Below are 19,555 nucleotides of genomic sequence, written 5' to 3' on the forward strand. Positions count from 1 at the left end.
GCGTCTACAGGTACTTCTTGAGCTCCCGCTTGGCCAGCGACATGCGGTGGACCTCGTCGGGGCCGTCGGCGAGGCGCAGGGTGCGGGTGGCGGCCCAGAGTTCGGCCAGCGGGAAGTCCTGGCTGACGCCGGCGCCGCCGTGGGCCTGGATGGCCTTGTCGAGGACCCATTCGGTCATCGACGGGGTGCCGATCTTGATGGCCTGGATCTCGGTGTGGGCGCCCTTGTTGCCGACGGTGTCCATCAGCCACGCGGTCTTGAGGACCAGGAGCCGGGCCTGTTCGATGCGGACGCGGGACTCGGCGATCCACTCGTGCACGACGCCCTGGGCGGCGATGGGCTTGCCGAACGCGACGCGGGACGAGGCGCGGCGGCACATCAGTTCGAGGGCGCGTTCGGCCATGCCGATCAGGCGCATGCAGTGGTGGATGCGGCCGGGACCGAGGCGGGCCTGCGCGATGGCGAAGCCCTCACCCTCGCCGGAGATGAGGTTCGAGGCGGGGACGCGGACGTCGACGAACTCGATCTCGGCGTGGCCGCCGTGGGCGTGGTCGCCGTAGCCGAAGACGTGCATGGCGCGTTTGACGGTGACGCCGGCGGCGTCGCGCGGGACGAGGATCATGGCCTGCTGGCGGTGGCGTTCGGCGTCGGGGTCGGTCTTGCCCATGACGATGAAGATCGCGCAGTTCGGGTTCATCGCGCCGGAGGACCACCACTTGCGGCCGTTGATGACGTAGTCGTCGCCGTCGCGTTCGATGCGGGTGGCGATGTTGGTGGCGTCGGAGGAGGCGACCTCGGGTTCGGTCATGCAGAACGCGGAGCGGATCTCGCCGTCGAGCAGGGGCTGCAGCCACTGCTTCTTCTGCTCGTCGGTGCCGAACATGGAGAGCACTTCCATGTTGCCGGTGTCGGGGGCGGCGCAGTTCAGCGCTTCGGGCGCGAGGTGGGGGCTGCGGCCGGTGATCTCGGCGAGTGGCGCGTACTGCAGGTTCGTCAGGCCCGCGCCGTGCTCGTGGCCAGAATCATTTGACGATGGCAGGAAGAGGTTCCACAGGCCCTGGCGGCGGGCTTCCGCCTTGAGCTCTTCGAGGATCGGCTGGCGTTCCCACGGGTCGGCGGCGTCGTGCAGTTGCTGTTCGAGGACCGCTTCGGCCGGGTAGACGTGCTCGTCCATGAACGTGAGGAGCTTGGTGCGCAGTTCCTTGGTCTTGGCGTCGTAGGCGAAGTCCATTAGAGCTCCTTGTGGGCGGCGGCGAGTCCCTGCCGCACGAGGGGAACGGTGAAGGCGCCGAGCTTTTCGAAGCCGGCGCCGACGGTCTTGCCGAGGGTGTTGCGGAAGTGGATGCCTTCGACGATGACGGCGAGCTTGAAGTAGCCGAAGGCGATGTACCAGCCCAGGCCGGAGGTGTCGGTGCCGGTGCGGGCGGTGTAGCGGGCGACGAGTTCGTCGGCGCTGAGGAACCCGGAAAGGGACGTGACGCCGCCGGTGATGGGGTCGTTGTCCGCGCCGAGGCCGGCCCAGTAGACGTAGAGCAGGCCGAGGTCGGCGAGGGGGTCGCCGAGGGTGGCCATCTCCCAGTCCAGGACGGCGCTGATTTCGAGGGGATCTTGGGTGACCAGTGCGTTGTCGAGGCGGTAGTCGCCGTGGATGATCGCGGCGCGCGGCGAGTCGGGGACGGTGTCGGCGAGTTTGTCGCGCAGTTCCTCGATGCCGGGCAGGTCGCGGCTGCGGGAGGCGTCGAGCTGCTTGCCCCACCGCTTGACCTGCCGTGTGAGGAATCCCTCCGGGCGGCCGAAGTCCTCCAGGCCCACCGAGGCGGGGTCGACGGAGTGCAGGTCGGCGAGCACGTCCACGAGACGTTCCGAGAGCGTGCGCGCCATGTCCGGGGTGATCCACGGGCACTGGGAGCGTTCGCGCAGGGCGGCGCCGGGCATCTCTTCCATGAGGTAGAACGGCGCGCCGATGACGGAGGTGTCCTCGACGAGCTCGTGCGCGCCGGGCACGGGCACGTTCGTGTGCGCGAGCGCGGAGATGACGCGGAACTCACGGGCCATGTCGTGGGCGGTGGCGAGCACGTGCCCCAGCGGCGGTCGGCGCAGCACCCAGGTCCGCGTGCCGTCGCTGACGCGGTAGGTGAGGTTGGAGCGGCCGCCGCGGAACAGCTCGCCGGTCAGCGGGCCCGTGCCCAGGTGTGCGGCCAGTGCCTGCAGGTCGAGGCCGGGAAGGTCGGTCACAGGTTCACTCCGAGGGTGGCGAGGTGGGCGCGGGTGCTCTCAGCGCTCGTGTGGCGCAACGCGTGCATGCCGACGGACTGGGCGGCCTCGACGTTGATCGGCGCGTCGTCGAAGAACACCGCACGCCCGGCGGGGACACCGACCTGGTCGAGGGTGTGACGGTAGATGCGCTCGTCGGGTTTGCGCAGGCCGACGCGGCCGCTGATGACGACGGTGTCGAACAGCTCGACGAGCAGGTCCTTCGGGTAGCCCTCGCCCCAGCTGTTGGACAGCAGCGCGGTGTGCAGGCCGGCGGCGCGGGCCTTGCGGACGAGCTCGACCATCGCCGGGTCGGGCGTCGCGCCGCCGAACATGCGCTTGAGCAGCCCGGTCTCGTCGATCCTGGCACCGGTGGTGGTGATCAGCTCGGCGGCCAGCAGCCGTTCGAACTCGGGCACCGTCAGCTCACCGGTCTCCAGGCGGAACACGGGGTTGTCCGGGAGCGCCTCCCGGCTGAGCCACTCGCGCATGATGCGGCCGTAGACGTCGCGGTCGATGGCCTCGGCGTGCAGCCAGGCGCCGACGAACTCGGGCACGGAGACCGTCAGGACGCCGCCCCAGTCGAAGATCAGCGCGTCGACCAGTGGCTGTTGCGGAAGCGTTGTGTCACCCACGCCTCGGAGGGTACCGACCGGTCGGTATGTCGGCAACCGGTGATCGCGGCATCGACTTTCGGAGGAGGGGACAAGTTCTCTTCAAGCGGTTTCCGGGCCTCTCGGACCCCGATACGTTCGAGCCCGAAGGGGGTCCACATGGCCAGGACTGTGACGGTGGCTTTGGCCGCCGCGTTGACGCTCGCTCTCACCCAGGTACCCGCCGCCCAGGCGGACGGCGGACAGATCGTCAGGACCGACAAGGGTGCGGTCGCCGGGACGGTGACCAGCACGTATCGCACGTTCGGCACCATCCCGTTCGCTGCTCCCCCAGTCGGTGAGAACCGGTGGCGGGATCCGCAGCCTGCCGCGCGCTGGCAGGGGGTGCGGGACGCGACGACGCCCGCGCCGATGTGCGCGCAGGGCGCGGGGCTGGGGCAGCCGCCCTCGCAGACGGAGGACTGTCTCTATCTGAACGTCACCACTCCGGCGAGGAACGCGTCGCGGCCGCGGCCGGTGATGGTGTGGATCCACGGCGGGTCGTTCACCAGCGGCGGTGCGTCGATGTACGACGCGCGGTGGCTGGCGACCAAGAACGACGCCGTGGTCGTCACCGTGAACTACCGGCTGGGGGTGTTCGGGTTCTTCGGCTACCCCGGACTCGCCGGCTCCGGAACGTTCGGGATCGCGGACCAGCAGGCGGCGTTGCGGTGGGTGCAGCGCAACGCGCGTGCGTTCGGTGGCGACGCGCGGAACGTCACGGTGTTCGGCGAGTCGGCGGGCGCGTTGAGCGTGTGCGCGCAGCTGGCGTCGCCGCGGGCGGCGGGGTTGTTCGCGAAGGCGATCATCCAGTCCGGGCCGTGCGGGGTCGACTCGCCCTCGCGCACCGAACCGGGGAAGTTCGAGCACCTGTGGAAGCCGCGTGCCGAGGTGGAGCAGTCGGGTGTGGGCACGGTGGGCTGCGCCGACCTCGCGTGCCTGCGGGCGCAGCCGGTCGAGAAGCTGCTGACGGTGCACGGCAGGTTCACCTCCCCCGCCTACGACACGGCGGTGTTGCCGATCGATCCGCTCGTGGCGCAGCGCACGGGCCGGATGCACCGTGTGCCGACGTTGGTGGGATCGACGCACGACGAGATGACGTTGTTCGTGCCGGAGGCCTTCCCTCAGCCCGTACCTGAAGCGGCGTACGCAGCGACGTTGGGCGCGCTGTTCGGTACGGACGCGGACAAGGTGGCGGCGCGGTACCCGGTCAACGGCAACGGCGACGCACGGGACGAGATCGCGCGGCTGCTGACCGACAAGTCGTGGTCGTGCCAGTCGGCGGTGACGCGCACGGCCCTGGACCGGCACGCGCGGGTGTCGGGGTATGAGTTCGCGGATCAGAACTTGCCGGTGTTCTTTCCCGGCCTGCCGCCGTTCCCCGGCGGCTACAGGGCTTTTCACGCCTCGGAGCTGCCGTTCCTGTTCGACTTCGGGGTGCCGTTGACGGCGGGGCAGCGGGAGCTGTCGGACTACATGATCGCGGCGTGGGGCCGGTTCGCACGGACCGGTGATCCGGGCTGGCGTTCGCAGGTGCAGTCGCTGGCGCCCGGAGCGATCGGCGGCACCGATTTCGCCCTGGATCACCAGTGCGGGTTCTGGTCGTCCATTCTGTAGCTCATGCCCGGTTACCGCGGACTCGCCCGCGATCGCGAGTTCCGTGCCCTGTTCGTGGCGCACGTGGTGTCGGTGGCCGGGGACCAGTTCGCCAGGGTCGCGCTGACGGTGCACGTCTACGACCGCACCGCCAGCGCGGGCCTCACGGCGCTGACGTACGCGTTGACGTTCCTGCCGGACCTGCTCGGCGGGCCTCTGCTCTCGGGGCTCGCCGACCGGTTCGCCCGCAAAAAGGTCATGGTGGCCGCGGATCTCGTGCGCGCCGTCTTGCTGGTGTCGATGGCGGTGCCGGGGCTGCCGCTGTGGGTGCTGGCGGCACTGCTGGTGACGGTGCAGCTCGCGGGCGCGCCACACGGGGCGGCGCGGGCGGCGTTGCTGCCCAACATCCTGCCTGACGAGCGGTATCCGCTGGCCCAGGCCGTGCTGAACACCGTCACACAGGCCGCGCAGGTGGCCGGGTTCCTCGGCGGCGGCGTGCTCGTGGCGTCGCTGGGGCCGGGGCCGGTGCTGCTCGCGGACGGCGTGACGTTCGCGGTGTCGGCGCTGCTGGTGGGGGTGTTCCTGCTCGATCGGCCCGCGCCGGGCCATCCGCACGTGCGGGCGTGGCCGGCCGACCTGCTCGGCGGGGCGCGGCTGGTGTGGGGTGATCGGCGGCTGCGGGCGCTGGTCGCGCTCGCCTGCGTGTCCGGCTTCTACATCCCTGCCGAGGCCCTCGCCGCGCCGCTGGCGTCCCAGCTCGGCGCGGGTCCCGCGGCCGTGGGGGCGATCTTCGGCGTGGTGTCGGCCGGGACCGCGCTGGGCATGGTGGTGCTCGCGCGCGTGCCGTCCGGGCGTGGGCTTCGGTGGATGCCGGTGCTGTCGGTCGTGTCGTGCGCGGTGCTACTGCCGATGGCGTTGTCTCCAGGGCTGGCGTGGACGTTGGTGCTGCTCGGGCTGTCAGGCGCGGCGAGCGGGTATCAGCTGCTCGCCAACGCGACGTTCGTGCGGTCGGTGCCCGACGCGACGCGCGGCCAGGCGTTCGGCCTGGCCGTCACGGCGTTGCGGGTGTCGCAGGGACTCGGGATCGCGGCGGCCGGGGCGGCGGCGCACTGGTGGCCGGTACCGCACGTCGTCGCGGTCATCGCGGGGTTCGGGGTGCTCGCGGCGGCGGGCGCGGCGTGGGAGTGGAAACAGGCCCACGCCCAGGCCGGACAACCACAAACGTCACCGTGACGGTGGAGGGCGCCGGCGAGCACCCTCCTGCGCCACCACGATCTCACAAGGGCTCAGACGGTCCAGTCGGTCGACGCGAACGTCCAGTCCGTCGACGCCGCGAACGTCCAGTCGGTCGAACCGGAACTGAAGGTCCAGTCCGTCGACTTCGCGAAGGTCCAGTCAGTGGAGGTGAAAGTCCAGTCGGTGGACAGCGCGCGGTTCATCATGACCGTCTCCTTGTGGGAATGCGGGGTGTGCAATGAGGGGTGAAAACACGAGGGCTGCTCGGGGGTGAGGTCCCCCACATGGAGCCACGACTTCGCGTGACCCGGTAGCTACAGTGGTTTGTTCCTGATGGTTTTCGGTGGGGGTGGCAGCGTGCCTAGGCTCGACCCGCGCCGGTGGAAGTTATGGTCCCTTCCTCCTGTCGTGCTGACCTACGTCGTGACGATTGCCGTGCTCGCGGCACTCGTCACGCTCGCGACCGCACGGCTTACCCCTGTCGAGGTGCGCCACTGGGCCTGGTTCGCGGCCCTCACCGCGGCAGCGCTCATTCACCTGGAAGCGGCGCGCGGAATCGAACGCATCCGCGAAATCTCCTCTGAGGGCGTCCCTCACGCGCAGATGCAATCGGTGTGGCAATTCGCGGGCGTGCTCGTTCTCCCGATGCCACTGGTCGTCCTGATGGTCGTGACCATCTACCTGCACGCGTGGCTGCGGGTGTACGAGCGCCGGGCCGTTCTCTACCGGAAACTGTTCTCCGCGGCCACTGTCGTACTTGGCTGTGCCGCAGCGCAATGGGTCCTGGCCATGTTCTCCGCCTCAACCCCGTCCGACCTGGACGGACCACGCGGCCTCATAGCACTCGTGATCGCGGGATTCCTCTACTGGTTCGTCAACTACGCCCTGGTCGTGGGCGCGATCATCATGACCAACCCCGAGAACCCGCTCAAGACCGCGCTCGGCCACGCCTCCGACGTCCTCATCGTCACCGCGTCGGTCGGCCTCGGCTCCGGCATCGCGATCATCGCCACCGCCCGCCCGTGGCTCTCGCCGATCCTGCTGCTCACCGTCCTGGCCCTGCACATGGGCCTGCTGCTGCCGCAGTTCCGCGTCGCCGCCCGCACCGACAGCAAGACCGGCCTGGTCGACGCCACCTTCTGGCACGACGTCGCCGAACGCGAGATCGCCCGAGCCCGCCGCCTCGTCTCCACCGTCGGCATCCTGATACTGGACCTGGACCACTTCAAACAGATCAACGACACCTACGGCCACCTCGCAGGAGACCGGGTGCTGCGCGCCGTCGCCGACGCCCTCAGACACGCCGTGCGCTCCTACGACCTCGTCGGCCGCTTCGGCGGCGAGGAGTTCGCGGTCCTGCTGCCCGGCGTCGGCACCACCGAGGTCCGCGCCACCGCCGAACGCATCCGCTTCGACATCGCCCGCCTCGAGGTCGAGGTCATCGACCGCCTCGGCAACACCCGCGTCATCACCGGCCTCACCGGCTCCGTGGGCGCCTCGGTGTTCCCCGACACCGCCACCGACCTCAGCCCGCTGCTACTGGCCGCCGACGAGGCCCTCTACCAGGCCAAGAACAACGGCCGCGACCGCGTCGCCACCGCCGCCGCCCGCTAGGTCGCATCCGGTCAGCGCGTACCACGCGACCACGCCGGCCCGACCTTCACCAGCGGGGCATGGCCGGTCACGCGACAACCCGGTCCACGCAGGCGCCGCTCGGCGACCCACGCGAGTCCTTCGCGCAAGCCTGAGCACGGCTCCAGAGACCTGCTAGCCCGCCAGGAACTCCTCGATGCGCGACGACACCGTCTCCGGGTCCTCCACCCACGGGTAGTGCCCCACACCCTCGTGCACGAACAACGTCGCGTCCGGGAACAGCCCTGCCAGCTCCACGCAGCGCCGCACCGGCGAGATCGGATCCACCTCGCACGCGTACACCAGCACCGGATGCTCGAAGTCCGCGATGGCCCGCCGCAGCACACCCGGCACGAACGCGCCCTCGGCGTTGTAGCCCAGCGCCACCTCGTACTTCCACTGGCCCAGCTCCGCGTCCGCGTGAGCCCGGGTCCGCTCGTCCCACCGCGCGTACAGCAACGGCGACGCCGCCACCCGGTTCTGCACCGAGTCGTCACCGGCGGCGTTGCGTTCCAGGGCCGCCGTCGCCGTCTCGAACCACGGCTCATCGGCGCGGGTGGCCAGGAACGTGTCCCAGTCGCTCTGCTCCGGCGACAACCCGACGCTGCGCAACGCGGGGGTGAGCAGCACCAGCTTCCCGACGCGGTCCGGGTAGTCCGCCGCATACCCCATCGCGATCCCGGCACCCGCCGAGTGACCCAGCACGTCCACCACGTCCAGCCCCAGGTGACGGCGCAGCATCTCCACGTCCCGCACCAGCATGTCCCGCCGGTAGGTGAACGGATCCGCCGGCTCGTCCGACGCCCCCGTGCCCCGGTTGTCCAGCACGACCAGCCGCCGCGACGCGTCCAGCCCTCCGAGCGTCTCCAGATACTCCGACGCCCGCCCGGGACCACCCGCCAGCACCACCAGCGGGACGCCGTCCCCTGCTTCTCGATAGGCGAGTTCCGTGCCGTCGAACGAGGTGAAGCGTGCCATGCTGCACATCATGCCGAAGATCGCCACGGCCGACCTCGTCGACCGGCCGCAGCTGCTCGAGTTCCTCTCCACCCGCCACCACGGCGTCCTCATCACCCACCGCACCAGCACCGGCGGACTGCAGGTCTCGCCCGTCTCCTGCGGCGTCGACACGCAGGGCCGCATCGTCGTCGCGACCTACCCGCAACGCGCCAAGGTCCGCAACGCCCGCCGCAACCCCGACGTCACCATCTGCGTGCTCTCCGACGACTGGGACGGCGCCTACGTCCAGATCGACGGCACCGCCGAGGTCCTCGACCTGCCCGAAGCACTGGAGGACTTCGTCGAGTACTACCGCTGCATCGCGGGCGAGCACCCCGACTGGGACGAGTACCGCGCCGCCATGCTCCGCCAGGGCAAGTCCCTCATCCGCATCACCATCGACCGCTGGGGACCCATCGCCACCGGCGGCTTCCCACCCGAACTCGACGGCTGAGCACGCCGTGAAGCTCTGGATGAAGATCGTCCTGTGGGTCTACATCGCCTTCAACCTGCTCCAGGCCGTCGTACTCACCCTCAAACCCGAACTCACCGACCGCGCCTACCTCGGCGGCGAGATGACCCCCACCCGCCACTTCCAGTGGTACGCCGTCGCCGGCTACCACGTCCTCATCATCGCCGTCACCCTCATCGCCATGGGCCTGCGGCGCGCGGCCGACCGACGCAAGATCATCGTCGTCAACGCGCTCATGTACCTGATCTGGGACGCGGGCTCACAACTCGCCTACTGGGGCCGCGAGATCGGCATGGCCACCTCCGACCTGCTGATCAACTCCGGCGTCAGCATCGCCACCGGCCTCATCCTGCTCGCGGTGGCCTGGTTCGACCGCGAACCGGCTAGCTAGACCACGTCCCGCCCCAGCCCGCCGGCTTCTCCAGCAACACACACGAGCCGCCGTGCGGGCCCTCGATCGACGCGATCACCCCGGTCGGCACGGTCGTGGGCTCCAGCAGCACACGACCGTCCAACTCGGACACCTTCGCGCAGGCCGCCGCGAGATCGTCCACGGCGAAGTACGTCTGCCACCCCTGCGCACGCGTGGTCGTGAGCCGGCCCGCCACCGCACGCGGATCACCATGACGCGAGGACGTGAACAGCACGAAGTCCTCCGTCACCGGCCTGGTCTCCCAACCCAGCGCCCCCGTCCAGAACTCGTCGTCCGGCGCTTCGACCATCAACTCGACCCAGCACGGCTCACCCTGCCGAGGCGGCGGCGCCCACGGACCGTGCAGCACCCGGCCGGTGTCCGCAGAGGAGTTCCCGACCAGCTCACGTGTCTCGTCACCACCGAAGACCACGCGCCAACCCTGTTCTCCCGCAACGACCTGAGCGGCGAGTCTGTCCCCCACCCACCCCGAGAACGACCCACCAGGCTCCGCGATCACCGTCCACCCGAGAACACCGGCGAAGAAATCCACCGACAACTCGGGCTCGGCAACGCTCAACTCAAGACGACGAAGACCACAAGACGACACGGAAATCCCATCGGGCGCGGATCAGGAGCGCGCCCCATCCTCTGCTCCGACCACCTGAGACGACAATGCGCCATTCGGCGGCATGCGCTCCGCACTCACCACGTCACGCAACGGGATCGGCCTGCCGAGGTGGAAACCCTGCCCCACCCGCACGCCCAGCCGCTTCAGAGCGTCCACCTGCGACGGACGCTCCACCCACTCCGCGACCGCCGACAGCCCCAGCCCGTTGGCGATCTGCACGATCCCCGACACCAGCACCGCGTCGGCCTCGTTGGTCTCGATGCCCTTCACGAACTCACCGTCGATCTTGATGCCCGTGATCGGCAGGTGCTTCAGATGCACGAACGACCCGAACCCCGAACCGAAGTCGTCCAGCGTGATCCGGCACCCGAAACTGCGCAGCTGCGTCGCCAGCGTCACCGCGGCGTCCAGATTCGTCACCGCCGCCGTCTCCGTGATCTCCAGACCCAGCCGTCCCGGTGCGACACCGGCCGAACCCAGCTTGTCCAGCACGAAGTTCCCGAAGTCAGGATCCTCGAGAGTCCGGCCGGAGACGTTGACGTTGAACCGCAACCGCGGATCCGGCTGCGCCACCAGCGCGTCGATCGCCGTCGTCAGCACCCACCGGTCCACCTCGAGGATCAGGTTCGACCGCTCCGCCACCGGCAGGAAGTCCGCCGGACCCAGATACGGCTCCTGCTGATCCTCCAGCCGCAGCAACAACTCGTGACCGAGCACCTGACCCGTCGCCAGCTCCACCATCGGCATGCCGTATAGCGCCAGACCGTCACCCGCCAGCGCCGCCCGCAACCGGTCCAGCACACTGACCCGCTTCACCGTGTCCGCGTAGTGGTTCGGCTCGTACACCGTCACCCGGTCCCGGCCCGCCGCCTTCGACGCGTACAACGCCAGATCAGCGTTCGCCAGCACCAGCTCCCACGAATCCCCCGGACCGAACTCCGCCAGCCCCGTGCTCACCGTGATCCGCGCCGGCGTCCCGATCCCCGCCAGCGGAAAACCCGCCACCGCGTCCCGCAACCCATCCGCCACCTCGGACGCGTCCTTCGGCGACGCACCCGGCAACACCACCGCGAACTCGTCACCACCCAGACGAGCGATCAACCTGTCACCCAAACGGGACTGCAACGCCGACGCCAGCATCCGCATCACCCGGTCACCCACCGCGTGCCCGCGCAGATCGTTGACGTCCTTGAAGTTGTCCAGATCCAGCACCAGAAGCGCACCCGAACCGTTGTTCGCCAGCTCCTGCTCCAAAGCACGCGTGAGCGCCCTGCGGTTCGGCAGACCCGTCAACGGATCCTGCTCGGCCATCCTCACGAGCTCGTCATGCACCCGCGACGACTGCGTCACGTCGTGCGCCGTACCCAACGCCCGCAACGGAGTCCCGTCATCACCGACGACGACCTCACCGAAGCACTCGAACACCCGCTCCTTGCCGTCCGGCCGCAACATCCGATGCGTGTACGTGAACACCGAACCCGTCTTCAACGCCGCGTCCAGCGTCTCCTCGATCATCGGCAGATCGTCCGGATGCACCAGCTGCGAATACAGCTCGAAGTCGAACGCCGTCCCCGCCGCGAACCCGAACATCTCCAGCAGAGTGTCCGACCACGTCACCCGATCCTCGCGGATCGACCACTCCCACGTCCCCATGCGCCCCAGAGCCTGAGCCCGGCGCAACGCGTCCGCCTCCTGCGTCACCGTCAACTCACGATCACGCCACGCCGACACGTCCACGACCTCGTACATCAGGTCGTCACCCAGCCGCGAGCACCGCACCTCGAGCCACTTCGGACCCGGCACCAGCACCTCACGAACAGGCGCCGGCACCTCGGGCACCCCGGGAAGCAACGCGGGCAACGACCGGCCGTACGCCTGCTCGACCGGAACCCCCAGCACAGCACCCAACGCGCGGTTGCACCACAACAGGTTCCCGCGCGAGTCCGTCACGGCATAGCCGACACCCGCTCGGTCCAGCACCGTGCGGCAGTAGGAGGTCACGCGCGTCATGATCGTCCGATCACCGGACGTAAGCAACCCGCTACGCCGGTCAGTTCGCTGTTGTGCGAACGGCTATCGCAGCCGCTCCAAACCCTTCGCCGACTCCACCAGCTCCGCGGCCAGCTTCCTCAGCTCGTCGTTCTCGGCCCCGTCCTGCGCCGCCGTCACCACATCCTCCGCGGCGCACCGCAACTGGAACAACCTGTCCTGCAGATCCGCCAGCTCGGCGGTGCTCAGCACCACCGCGTCCTCCGGCAGACCACCACGCTGCAACGCCGCCCTGCGCTCGTAAGCACGCTGACGGCACGGCTGCGCGCAGTACCTCCGCGGCCGGCCGATCCTCCCACTCCCCGGCAACCGCCTCCCGCACCACGCACAGTGCCTGGGCTCATCCGCCTCCATGGAGCGCTCCATGGCGCGCGACGGTAGCGAATAGCGGTGTGCGGTCTCCAGCGACGCGCCAGAAAGCCCGACCTTCGTAGGGAACCGGACACTACCCGCATGGTCGTTGGTGCTCGTTTTTGGAGGGGTTTGATCAACTTCTGTCGTTCCGGCAGCCGGGAAACTTAGTTTCAAACCACACTGAAGCAACAGAGAAAAAGAAGAAAGTGTGTCGCCACCCACCGTCCACCCCCGAGCCACCGCCGGAAGGCACACTCTTGTCACGTGACACATCCCTACCTCGCAGGCCAACGCCCCCGAGCCTTCGCCCACCGCGGCTGGCACGTCGACGACCTCACCGGCATGGAGAACTCGCTGAGCTCCTTCCGCCGGGCCGTGCAGGAGGGCTACCGCTACATCGAGACCGACGTCCACGCCACGTCGGACGGTGTCGTCGTCGTGCACCACGACCACACCCTCGACCGCACCACCGACGCCCACGGCGTCGTCTCCGAACTCCCCTGGACCGAGGTCCAGCACGCCCGCGTCGGCGGCCGCGAACCCATCGCCCGCCTCGCCGACGTCCTCGAAGAACTCCCCGACACGTTCTTCAACATCGACGTCAAGTCCGAAAGCGCCGTCGAACCGATCATCGCCCTGCTGCGCAAAGCCAAGTCACTGCACCGCGTCTGCCTCGCGAGCTTCTCCGACAACCGCCTCGCCCGCCTGCGCAGGATCGCCGGACCCGAACTGCTCACCTCCATGGGACCCCGCTCCGCCGGCGCCCTCTGGGCAGCAGGCCGCATCCCACTGGCAGGACTCGCCGTCCGCGGCCAGGTCGCCCAGGTCCCCGTCAGCCAGGGACGCCTGCACATCGTCGACCGCAAGTTCGTCCAGGCAGCCCACCGCAGAGCACTCGAAGTGCACGTCTGGACCATCGACGACGAAGCCGACATGCGCGCCCTGCTCGACCTCGGCGTCGACGGACTCGTCACCGACAGGCCCGACGTCCTGCGCGAAGTTCTCCAGTCCCGCAACAGCTGGTAACAGCTTGGACAGTCGATCATCGGCCGTGTCGGCGGACAAGTACAGTCCGCCGACATGAAGGTCAAGGGCGACGACGCCGCCGACGCCACCAACGCCGGGCGCCGCAAGAAAGAACAACGCGGCTGGGTCTGGTACGACGTGGCGAACTCCGTGTTCCCCACGTCCGTGATCACCGTCTTCCTCTCGCTGTACCTCACGAGCATCGCGACCAACGCGGCCAAGGCCGACAGCGCGCTCAACGGGGCCAACCCGTGCGCGAACGACAACGCCTTCGACCACTGCGACGTCACGATCCTCGGCCTGCAGTTCCCCTCCGGCTCGCTGTGGGGCTACCTGCTCTCCATCGCGACCGTGGTCCAGGTCCTCGTGCTGCCCGTCATGGGCGCCATCGCCGACCGCACCCAGAACAAGAAGAAGATGCTCGGCTTCTTCGCCTTCACCGGCTCCGCGGCCACCATCGCGCTCGCCACCGTCGAAGGCACCAACTGGAAACTCGGCGTCGTCTTCTTCATCATCGCCAACATCTGCTACGGCGCCAGCGTCGTCGTCTACTACGCCTTCCTGCCCGAGATCGCGACCCCCGACGAACGCGACGCCGTCTCCAGCCGCGGCTGGGCCTTCGGCTACCTCGGCGGCGGCGTGGCCCTCGCCATCCAGCTCGGCATCACGCTCTCGGCGGACTCCCTCGGCATCACCTCCGGCGACGCCGCGCGCATCGCGTTCGTCATCTCCGGCATCTGGTGGGCCGCCTTCACGATCATCCCGCTGCGCGCCCTCACCGAGCACCAGCGACCGCACGGCGCCGAGCACGGCGCCTCGGTGATCTCCGCCGGCTTCAAGGAACTCGGCACGACCCTGAGGCAGGCCAAGGCGTTCCCGCTCACGCTGGCGTTCCTCGCCACCTACCTGATCTACACCGACGGCATCGCCACCGTCGCCAACGTCTCCGCCCAGTACGGCAGCGTCGAGCTCAAGTTCGAACAGCAGACGCTGATCACGGTGATCCTCATCGTCCAGTTCGTCGCGTTCGTCGGCGGCGTCCTGCACGGCTTCGTCGCCAAACGCATCGGCGCCAAGAAGACGATCCTCGGCTCACTGGTCGTGTGGATCGTCGTGATCACCGCCGCCTTCTTCGTCAAGGCGGGCGACGAGACGTCGTTCTACCTCGTCGCAGCCGGCATCGGCATCGTGCTCGGCGGCACGAACGCCCTGTCCCGCAGCCTGTTCAGCCAGATGGTGCCGCCCGGCCGCGAAGCCCAGTACTTCTCGCTCTACGAGGTCGGCGAACGCTCCACCAGCTGGCTCGGCCCGCTGGTCTTCGCCGGCGTCGGCCAGGCCACCGGCAGCCTGCGGCCCGCCATCCTGGCACTGATCATCTTCTTCGTGGCGGGCTTCGTCCTGCTGATCTTCGTGCCCGTCCGCCGCGCCATCAAGGCCGTCGGCAACAACGAACCCGCACTCGTCTGACGTCCACCCCGGTCCAGGGCGGCGCCGCTTTCCCAGCGGCGCCGCCCTTTTTCACGCCCGGACCCGCTGCCGCCGCACCGGCGCCACCGCGGCCAGCACCAGCAGCAGCGCGAGCCCGGCCGCCGGCACGAAGACCTCGCTCCCCGCGACGACCAGGAACAGCAACGGCACCAGCTGCAGCACCGCGAACAACGACAACGCCCGCCCCAGCACGAAATCACCACGCACGAACGCGACCACCCGCACGACCACGGTGATCAACCCGACCGACAGCAACCCCACCCCCGCGGCGAACCCGCCCAGCACCCCGAGCAACGCCGCTCCCCCACCCCACCAGAGCAGCCTGCGCGCGGGCGGCGTCGGCGCCTCCCGGTGAAAACCCAGGCACAGGCACGCGAACGTCACCAGCGACGGCAACTGGAACACGCTCCACGTCAACGCGTACTCCGGCTGCCCCAGCGACACCACCGACAACACCGCGGGAGCCGCCGCCGCGACCTTCGCGAGCGTCCGCCGCCCGTTCAGCAACGCGGGCAGCGCCACCAACGGCCCCAGCTCCAGCACCCGCCACCACGGCTCGGGCGCCTGGAAGGGACGGCCGAACCCGGCGACGACGTTCACGATCGCCGCCGTCGCGTAGAAGACACCGAGCAGCAGCCCGATCATCCCCAGCGCCCGCACGATCTCTCCGCGCCACACGACCTTCGCCGGCACACTCGTGAGCGCTGCCCCCGCCGCGAGATGCGTGCGCACCGACAACCCCAGGATCGCGCCCGTCTCCCCCCACCCCGGCCAGCTGTGCTCCAGGTCGAGCTCGTCGTCCCGTTCGGCCAGGAAGATCCCGACCATCTCCTCCTCGCGATCCTGCCGATACCACCGGGGCAACACCCTCAGCAGCAGCCGGTAGCGCCGCTCCAGATTGCTCACGCCCGACCCGCCCATGCCTGGAGCCCCCTCCCCCTCAGCACCGCGCTCGCCGCCCGCACGTTCGCGCTCAGCCTCGCGACCTCCGCCTGCAACGCCCGCACACCGGAGTCGGTGAGCTTGTAGTAGCGCCGCAGTCGCCCCTGGTGCACCTCTTCGCGGTCGCGCTCGGCGAGCCCGTCCGTCACCAGCCGGTCCAGCACCCCGTACAGCGTGCCGACCCGCAACACCATTCGCCCTTCGGACAGCTGCTCCACCGCCTGCACGATCGCGTACCCGTGCAAGGCCTCCTCCGCCAGCGCGGTGAGGACGAGGAACGTCTGCTCGGACATGACCCGACCACTCATGTCGTTGAATATATCGCGGCGCGAGCTATATCGGGAAGTGGAATCACCAGCGAGAGCTGGTTTTAGGCAACACTGAAGCAATAGAAGCTGTCGAGGTCGATAGCTGCACGCTCTGCCGGCTCACGGACGGACTTGCCGCGATCGAATCGTCTGCGGCCGAACGCCGGTCACCTACCGCCGTGCCCGCATCACGGGATCGCACGGACGGGATCGGGCAACGCCCTCCTCCGATGCACCCCAGGCGGCAGACCGCGTCCAGATGCCCGCGCCCCTCCCCTGTCTCGCCAGGCTCCTCCGGTGCGCACTCAGTGGTTCGTCGCCCAACGTCGGCGCCAGTTCCCCGCCTCCCCCCTGTCGATGCGGGCTTGTTCGTACGGCGCGGTGCGTGACCCGTTCAGGAGTTATGCGTCAGTCAACACTGAAGCTATCGAGTAACCCGAGCCGAGATGAGGTTTGAAACCCCCGAAAAGCGGCTATGCCGTCCCGAAATGGCAGGTCGCACTCGAACCACCCGGCGGGAGGGAGGGATGGACCGTGGGGATTCCTCATGATCGGGATCCAGGCACTAGGGTGACCCGCCGTGGACGCCCTTCCCGATCCGACAGACGCCCTCTCCGCTGTACCTGTCGCTGGTTCCCGGCGCTCGACGCCGGTGGTGGGGCACCTCAAGTTCTTCTTCGGCCCCATGGACTGCGGCAAGTCGACGCTCGCGTTGCAGATCGACCACAACAACTCGCGTCAGGGCAGGCGCGGCCTGCTGCTGGTGCGGCACGACCGATCGGGCAGGCCGCAGATCTCCAGTCGCATCGGCATCACGCGCGAGGCCGCGGAGATCCGCGACGACGACCTCCGCGCACTGGTCAGGGCGGAATGGGCCGAGGGCCGGCGGGTGGACTACCTGATCGTCGACGAGGCGCAGTTCCTCTCCCCCACCCAGGTCGGGCAGCTGGCGGAGCTCGCGGACGACGTCCAGGTCGACGTGTACTGCTTCGGACTCGCCACGGACTTCCGCGGCGAGATGTTCCCCGGCTCGCAGCGGCTGTTCGAACTGGCCGACGAGCTCAAGGCGATCCAGGTCGAGGTGTTGTGCTGGTGCGGGGTGCCGGGGCGGTTCAACGCACGGGTGCGGGCCGGACAGGTGATTCGCGCCGGGGACACGGTTCTGGTCGCCGACACGGCTTCGGACACGGAACAGCACCGATCGGGTACAGAGAGCAACAGTGTTACCGAGGCCACGGAAACTACTATCCGTTACCAGGTGCTCTGCAGGCGTCACTTTAGGCTGGGCGACCTAGGCCCTGACGTCGCACAAAGTGGTCAACTTCGGTTGGCGTAGGCGACTACCCACAGGCCCCACTGGGCCATTAGAGTGATGCATGAGCGCAGGAGCTTGATAACGCGTCACGATCCTGTGGCGATCGCATCCATTAGTAGGAAGCCTTCGTTGACGAGTGAAAGACGTCACTGTGGGCGACCATGAGAGCGAACCGGAAACAAACGGAGCAATCCGGGCGTTGCACACGGTGAGCAAGAAGCCTGGGCCCCGGCCCTGAGCCGAGCGAAAGGACACCGCCATGGCCGACCGCGTTTTGCGTGGAAGCCGGCTCGGAGCAGTCAGCTACGAGACCGACCGCAACCACGATCTCGCTCCGCGCCGGGCAGCGCGGTACGCCTGCCCGAAGGGACACGACTTCGAGGTCCCGTTCTCCGACGACGCCGAGTTGCCGCCGACCTGGGAATGCCGTCTCCACGGCACCGAGTCGAAGATCATCGACGGCGTCGAGCCGGAGGTCAAGAAGATCAAGCCGCCGCGCACGCACTGGGACATGCTCCTGGAGCGCCGGTCGATCCCCGAGCTCGAGGAGCTGCTCGACGAGCGGCTCGAAGAGCTTCGCGGACGCCGAACCCGCACGGCCTGATCCAGGCCAGCTAGGTCGCAGACGCTTCAAGCCGTCCCGGTCTCCCGCCGGGGCGGCTTTTTGCGTGCCGCTTCCGGGCGTCTAGGAGGCCCGCACGGCCGCTGTGATCAAGTTCCGGCCCCACCACACGCCCACGGCCGCCAGCACGGCCCAGATCGACAACGCGACGATCGAGCGCGGCGAGCCGAGGTCGCTCAGCGCGTCCCCCAGCACGGCGGCGAGCACGGTCGACGGCACCAGGCCCAGCGCCGTGCCGAGTGCGAAGTCCCGGCCTCTGACCGACGTGACGCCCGCGCCGTAGTTCGCCGGCGTGAACGGCAGGATCGGCAACAATCTGATCACGAGCGTCGCCTCGACTCCCCGGCGCGCGAAGACCCGTTCGAGCACCTGCAGCCGCTCCCCCAGCCAGCCCTTGACCGTGTCCCGGCCGAGCCGGCGGGCGATCGTGAACGCGATCATCGCGCCCGCCGTGAACCCCGCGACCGCCAGCGCGCTCCCCCACCCCACCCCGAACAGCAGCCCCGCCGCCGTGGCGAGGACCGGTTTCGGGAAGAACACCGCCGTGCCGAGCGCGCACACCGCCACGAACACGACCGGCGCAGCGCTCCCCGCGCCGTCCACCAGTGCGCGAAGCCGCGTGCCGTCGGGCAGGTCCACGAGCTGCGCCGCGACCGCCAGCGCGACGACGAGCAGCACCAGGAGGATCAGGCCCGCACGTCGCATCAACCCAACGTACCCGGCAAGCTGGAGCGCATGACCGTGCTGCTCCCCTCTGGCGAGACCATCCCCGCGCTCGGCATGGGTACCTGGATGATGGCGGAGGATCCCTCCCGGCGCGCTGCCGAGATCGACGCACTGCGGACCGGCCTGGACCTCGGGCTGAGCCTGGTCGACACCGCCGAGATGTACGGCTCCGGCGCGTCCGAGACGCTCGTGGGCGAGGCTCTGGCAGGTCGGCGCGACGAGGTGTTCCTCGTGTCGAAGGTGCTGCCGTCCCACGCTTCCGCGGCCGGGACCGTGCGCGCCTGTGAGGCTTCACTGCGCCGTCTCGGCACCGACCGGCTCGACCTGTACCTGCTGCACTGGCGCGGCAGCGTGCCGTTCGCCCAGACCCTGGACGGGTTCTCGGCGCTGCTGGACGCGGGCAAGATCCGGCACTGGGGCGTCAGCAACCTCGACCTGGACGACATGCGCGAGCTCACGGCGTTGTCGGGTTCCTGCCAGACCAACCAGATCCTCTACAACCTCACTCGCCGTGGCCCCGAGCACGACCTGCTGCCGTGGCACGCCTCCACCGGCATCCCGATCATGGCCTACTCCCCTGTCGAACAGGGCAGGCTGCTCGACTCCCCCGCACTCGCGGCGGTCGCCCGGCGACACGACGCCACGCCGGCCCAGGTCGCGCTGGCGTGGGTGCTGCGGCTGCCTCAGGTCTGCGCGATCCCCAAAGCCGGTTCGGCCTCGCACGTGCGGGAGAACGCCCAGGCGCTGGAACTCCGTCTCACGCCTGAGGATCTCGCCGATCTCGACCGGGCCTTCCCTCCCCCTGCCGGGCCGACGCCGCTCGCCATGCTTTAGTTCCGGC

The 19,555-nt window shown here is 69.1% G+C and carries 21 protein-coding genes; 10 read left to right on the top strand and 11 right to left on the bottom strand.

Annotated elements, in window-relative coordinates; genetic code table 11:
* Positions 1-4: 4 nt before the first annotated feature.
* From ACIRG5_RS22690 to ACIRG5_RS22700, 3 genes are read right to left on the bottom strand one after another with little or no spacing between them, the layout of a single operon-like run.
* Positions 5-1,231 (bottom strand): acyl-CoA dehydrogenase family protein, encoded by a 1,227-nt coding sequence (locus tag ACIRG5_RS22690; protein ID WP_402907554.1) that lies wholly within the window; start codon positions 1,229-1,231, stop codon positions 5-7.
* Entirely contained in the window at positions 1,231-2,235 is a 1,005-nt protein-coding gene (locus tag ACIRG5_RS22695) for a phosphotransferase family protein (protein WP_402907557.1), read from the bottom strand. The genes ACIRG5_RS22690 and ACIRG5_RS22695 overlap by 1 nt, the downstream gene beginning before the upstream one ends.
* Complete coding sequence (locus tag ACIRG5_RS22700; RefSeq protein WP_402907560.1) at positions 2,232-2,888, bottom strand: HAD family hydrolase; 657 nt, start codon at positions 2,886-2,888, stop codon at positions 2,232-2,234. Before ACIRG5_RS22700 ends, ACIRG5_RS22695 begins: the two co-directional genes overlap by 4 nt.
* Before the next feature lie 138 nt (positions 2,889-3,026).
* On the opposite strand from ACIRG5_RS22700, the gene ACIRG5_RS22705 reads away from it, so the two are divergent.
* Complete coding sequence (locus ACIRG5_RS22705) at positions 3,027-4,523, top strand: carboxylesterase/lipase family protein (RefSeq protein WP_402907563.1); 1,497 nt, start codon at positions 3,027-3,029, stop codon at positions 4,521-4,523.
* A 3-nt stretch (positions 4,524-4,526) separates the two neighbouring features.
* Entirely contained in the window at positions 4,527-5,735 is a 1,209-nt protein-coding gene (locus ACIRG5_RS22710; RefSeq protein ID WP_402907566.1) for an MFS transporter, read from the top strand.
* Positions 5,736-5,788: 53 nt separating this feature from the next.
* On the opposite strand, the gene ACIRG5_RS22715 is transcribed toward ACIRG5_RS22710, so the two are convergent.
* Complete coding sequence (locus ACIRG5_RS22715; RefSeq protein WP_330275642.1) at positions 5,789-5,944, bottom strand: hypothetical protein; 156 nt, start codon at positions 5,942-5,944, stop codon at positions 5,789-5,791.
* A gap of 202 nt (positions 5,945-6,146) precedes the next feature.
* On the opposite strand from ACIRG5_RS22715, the gene ACIRG5_RS22720 reads away from it, so the two are divergent.
* On the top strand, positions 6,147-7,352 hold the full coding sequence (locus tag ACIRG5_RS22720) for a diguanylate cyclase (protein ID WP_402907570.1): 1,206 nt from the start codon (positions 6,147-6,149) through the stop codon (positions 7,350-7,352).
* 153 nt (positions 7,353-7,505) lie between these two features.
* Here the strand turns inward: ACIRG5_RS22720 and ACIRG5_RS22725 are convergent, their stop codons facing one another.
* A complete protein-coding gene (locus ACIRG5_RS22725; RefSeq protein ID WP_402907573.1) occupies positions 7,506-8,348 on the bottom strand; it encodes an alpha/beta fold hydrolase in 843 nt (280 codons plus the stop codon).
* A gap of 10 nt (positions 8,349-8,358) precedes the next feature.
* Here ACIRG5_RS22725 and ACIRG5_RS22730 point away from each other — a divergent pair, with 10 nt between their 5' ends.
* Together ACIRG5_RS22730 and ACIRG5_RS22735 are read left to right on the top strand one after the other, a co-directional pair.
* Positions 8,359-8,823, top strand: coding sequence for a PPOX class F420-dependent oxidoreductase (locus tag ACIRG5_RS22730; protein WP_402908172.1), 465 nt, complete (start codon positions 8,359-8,361; stop codon positions 8,821-8,823).
* Between the two features lie 19 nt (positions 8,824-8,842).
* Entirely contained in the window at positions 8,843-9,232 is a 390-nt protein-coding gene (locus ACIRG5_RS22735; RefSeq protein ID WP_402907576.1) for a hypothetical protein, read from the top strand.
* Here the strand turns inward: ACIRG5_RS22735 and ACIRG5_RS22740 are convergent.
* From ACIRG5_RS22740 to ACIRG5_RS22750, 3 genes are all read right to left on the bottom strand, one after another.
* A complete protein-coding gene (locus tag ACIRG5_RS22740) occupies positions 9,225-9,833 on the bottom strand; it encodes a VOC family protein (protein WP_402907579.1) in 609 nt (202 codons plus the stop codon). The two genes, ACIRG5_RS22735 and ACIRG5_RS22740, sit on opposite strands and share 8 nt — an antisense overlap.
* Positions 9,834-9,884: 51 nt before the next feature.
* On the bottom strand, positions 9,885-11,885 hold the full coding sequence (locus ACIRG5_RS22745) for a putative bifunctional diguanylate cyclase/phosphodiesterase (protein ID WP_402907582.1): 2,001 nt from the start codon (positions 11,883-11,885) through the stop codon (positions 9,885-9,887).
* 72 nt (positions 11,886-11,957) lie between these two features.
* Complete coding sequence (locus tag ACIRG5_RS22750; RefSeq protein ID WP_030466128.1) at positions 11,958-12,299, bottom strand: hypothetical protein; 342 nt, start codon at positions 12,297-12,299, stop codon at positions 11,958-11,960.
* Between the two features lie 252 nt (positions 12,300-12,551).
* Here ACIRG5_RS22750 and ACIRG5_RS22755 point away from each other — a divergent pair, with 252 nt between their 5' ends.
* Positions 12,552-13,313 (top strand): glycerophosphodiester phosphodiesterase, encoded by a 762-nt coding sequence (locus ACIRG5_RS22755; RefSeq protein WP_402907586.1) that lies wholly within the window; start codon positions 12,552-12,554, stop codon positions 13,311-13,313.
* Positions 13,314-13,367: 54 nt separating this feature from the next.
* On the top strand, positions 13,368-14,780 hold the full coding sequence (locus tag ACIRG5_RS22760) for an MFS transporter (protein ID WP_402907589.1): 1,413 nt from the start codon (positions 13,368-13,370) through the stop codon (positions 14,778-14,780).
* 51 nt (positions 14,781-14,831) lie between these two features.
* Here ACIRG5_RS22760 and ACIRG5_RS22765 read toward each other — a convergent pair whose 3' ends face one another.
* Together ACIRG5_RS22765 and ACIRG5_RS22770 are read right to left on the bottom strand one after the other, a co-directional pair.
* Positions 14,832-15,707, bottom strand: coding sequence for a hypothetical protein (locus ACIRG5_RS22765; protein ID WP_402907592.1), 876 nt, complete (start codon positions 15,705-15,707; stop codon positions 14,832-14,834).
* Positions 15,704-16,051, bottom strand: coding sequence for a PadR family transcriptional regulator (locus tag ACIRG5_RS22770; RefSeq protein WP_402907595.1), 348 nt, complete (start codon positions 16,049-16,051; stop codon positions 15,704-15,706). The genes ACIRG5_RS22765 and ACIRG5_RS22770 overlap by 4 nt, the downstream gene beginning before the upstream one ends.
* A gap of 580 nt (positions 16,052-16,631) precedes the next feature.
* Here ACIRG5_RS22770 and ACIRG5_RS22775 point away from each other — a divergent pair.
* Together ACIRG5_RS22775 and ACIRG5_RS22780 are read left to right on the top strand one after the other, a co-directional pair.
* Complete coding sequence (locus tag ACIRG5_RS22775) at positions 16,632-17,387, top strand: thymidine kinase (protein WP_402907598.1); 756 nt, start codon at positions 16,632-16,634, stop codon at positions 17,385-17,387.
* Between the two features lie 238 nt (positions 17,388-17,625).
* Positions 17,626-17,970 (top strand): RNA polymerase-binding protein RbpA, encoded by a 345-nt coding sequence (locus ACIRG5_RS22780; protein ID WP_065919117.1) that lies wholly within the window; start codon positions 17,626-17,628, stop codon positions 17,968-17,970.
* 81 nt (positions 17,971-18,051) lie between these two features.
* On the opposite strand, the gene ACIRG5_RS22785 is transcribed toward ACIRG5_RS22780, so the two are convergent.
* Entirely contained in the window at positions 18,052-18,693 is a 642-nt protein-coding gene (locus ACIRG5_RS22785) for a TVP38/TMEM64 family protein (protein WP_402907601.1), read from the bottom strand.
* Positions 18,694-18,723: 30 nt separating this feature from the next.
* Between ACIRG5_RS22785 and ACIRG5_RS22790 the strand changes: the two genes are divergently transcribed.
* Complete coding sequence (locus tag ACIRG5_RS22790) at positions 18,724-19,548, top strand: aldo/keto reductase (protein ID WP_402907604.1); 825 nt, start codon at positions 18,724-18,726, stop codon at positions 19,546-19,548.
* Positions 19,549-19,555 lie beyond the last annotated feature (7 nt).

Source organism: Lentzea sp. NPDC102401 (genome assembly GCF_044765805.1).
Taxonomy (GTDB): domain Bacteria; phylum Actinomycetota; class Actinomycetes; order Mycobacteriales; family Pseudonocardiaceae; genus Lentzea; species Lentzea sokolovensis.

What these genes read in the sequence shown, in the direction of transcription:
- ACIRG5_RS22790 (WP_402907604.1), top strand. Translation starts at nt 18,724, where the DNA reads ATGACCGTGCTGCTCCCCTCTGGCGAGACCATCCCCGCGCTCGGCATG.
- ACIRG5_RS22730 (WP_402908172.1), top strand. Translation starts at nt 8,359, where the DNA reads ATGCCGAAGATCGCCACGGCCGACCTCGTCGACCGGCCGCAGCTGCTC.
- ACIRG5_RS22780 (WP_065919117.1), top strand. Translation starts at nt 17,626, where the DNA reads ATGGCCGACCGCGTTTTGCGTGGAAGCCGGCTCGGAGCAGTCAGCTAC.
- ACIRG5_RS22715 (WP_330275642.1), bottom strand. Translation starts at nt 5,944, where the DNA reads ATGATGAACCGCGCGCTGTCCACCGACTGGACTTTCACCTCCACTGAC.
- ACIRG5_RS22785 (WP_402907601.1), bottom strand. Translation starts at nt 18,693, where the DNA reads ATGCGACGTGCGGGCCTGATCCTCCTGGTGCTGCTCGTCGTCGCGCTG.
- ACIRG5_RS22760 (WP_402907589.1), top strand. Translation starts at nt 13,368, where the DNA reads ATGAAGGTCAAGGGCGACGACGCCGCCGACGCCACCAACGCCGGGCGC.
- ACIRG5_RS22725 (WP_402907573.1), bottom strand. Translation starts at nt 8,348, where the DNA reads ATGGCACGCTTCACCTCGTTCGACGGCACGGAACTCGCCTATCGAGAA.
- ACIRG5_RS22750 (WP_030466128.1), bottom strand. Translation starts at nt 12,299, where the DNA reads ATGGAGCGCTCCATGGAGGCGGATGAGCCCAGGCACTGTGCGTGGTGC.
- ACIRG5_RS22735 (WP_402907576.1), top strand. Translation starts at nt 8,843, where the DNA reads ATGAAGATCGTCCTGTGGGTCTACATCGCCTTCAACCTGCTCCAGGCC.
- ACIRG5_RS22770 (WP_402907595.1), bottom strand. Translation starts at nt 16,051, where the DNA reads ATGAGTGGTCGGGTCATGTCCGAGCAGACGTTCCTCGTCCTCACCGCG.
- ACIRG5_RS22710 (WP_402907566.1), top strand. Translation starts at nt 4,527, where the DNA reads ATGCCCGGTTACCGCGGACTCGCCCGCGATCGCGAGTTCCGTGCCCTG.
- ACIRG5_RS22705 (WP_402907563.1), top strand. Translation starts at nt 3,027, where the DNA reads ATGGCCAGGACTGTGACGGTGGCTTTGGCCGCCGCGTTGACGCTCGCT.
- ACIRG5_RS22690 (WP_402907554.1), bottom strand. Translation starts at nt 1,231, where the DNA reads ATGGACTTCGCCTACGACGCCAAGACCAAGGAACTGCGCACCAAGCTC.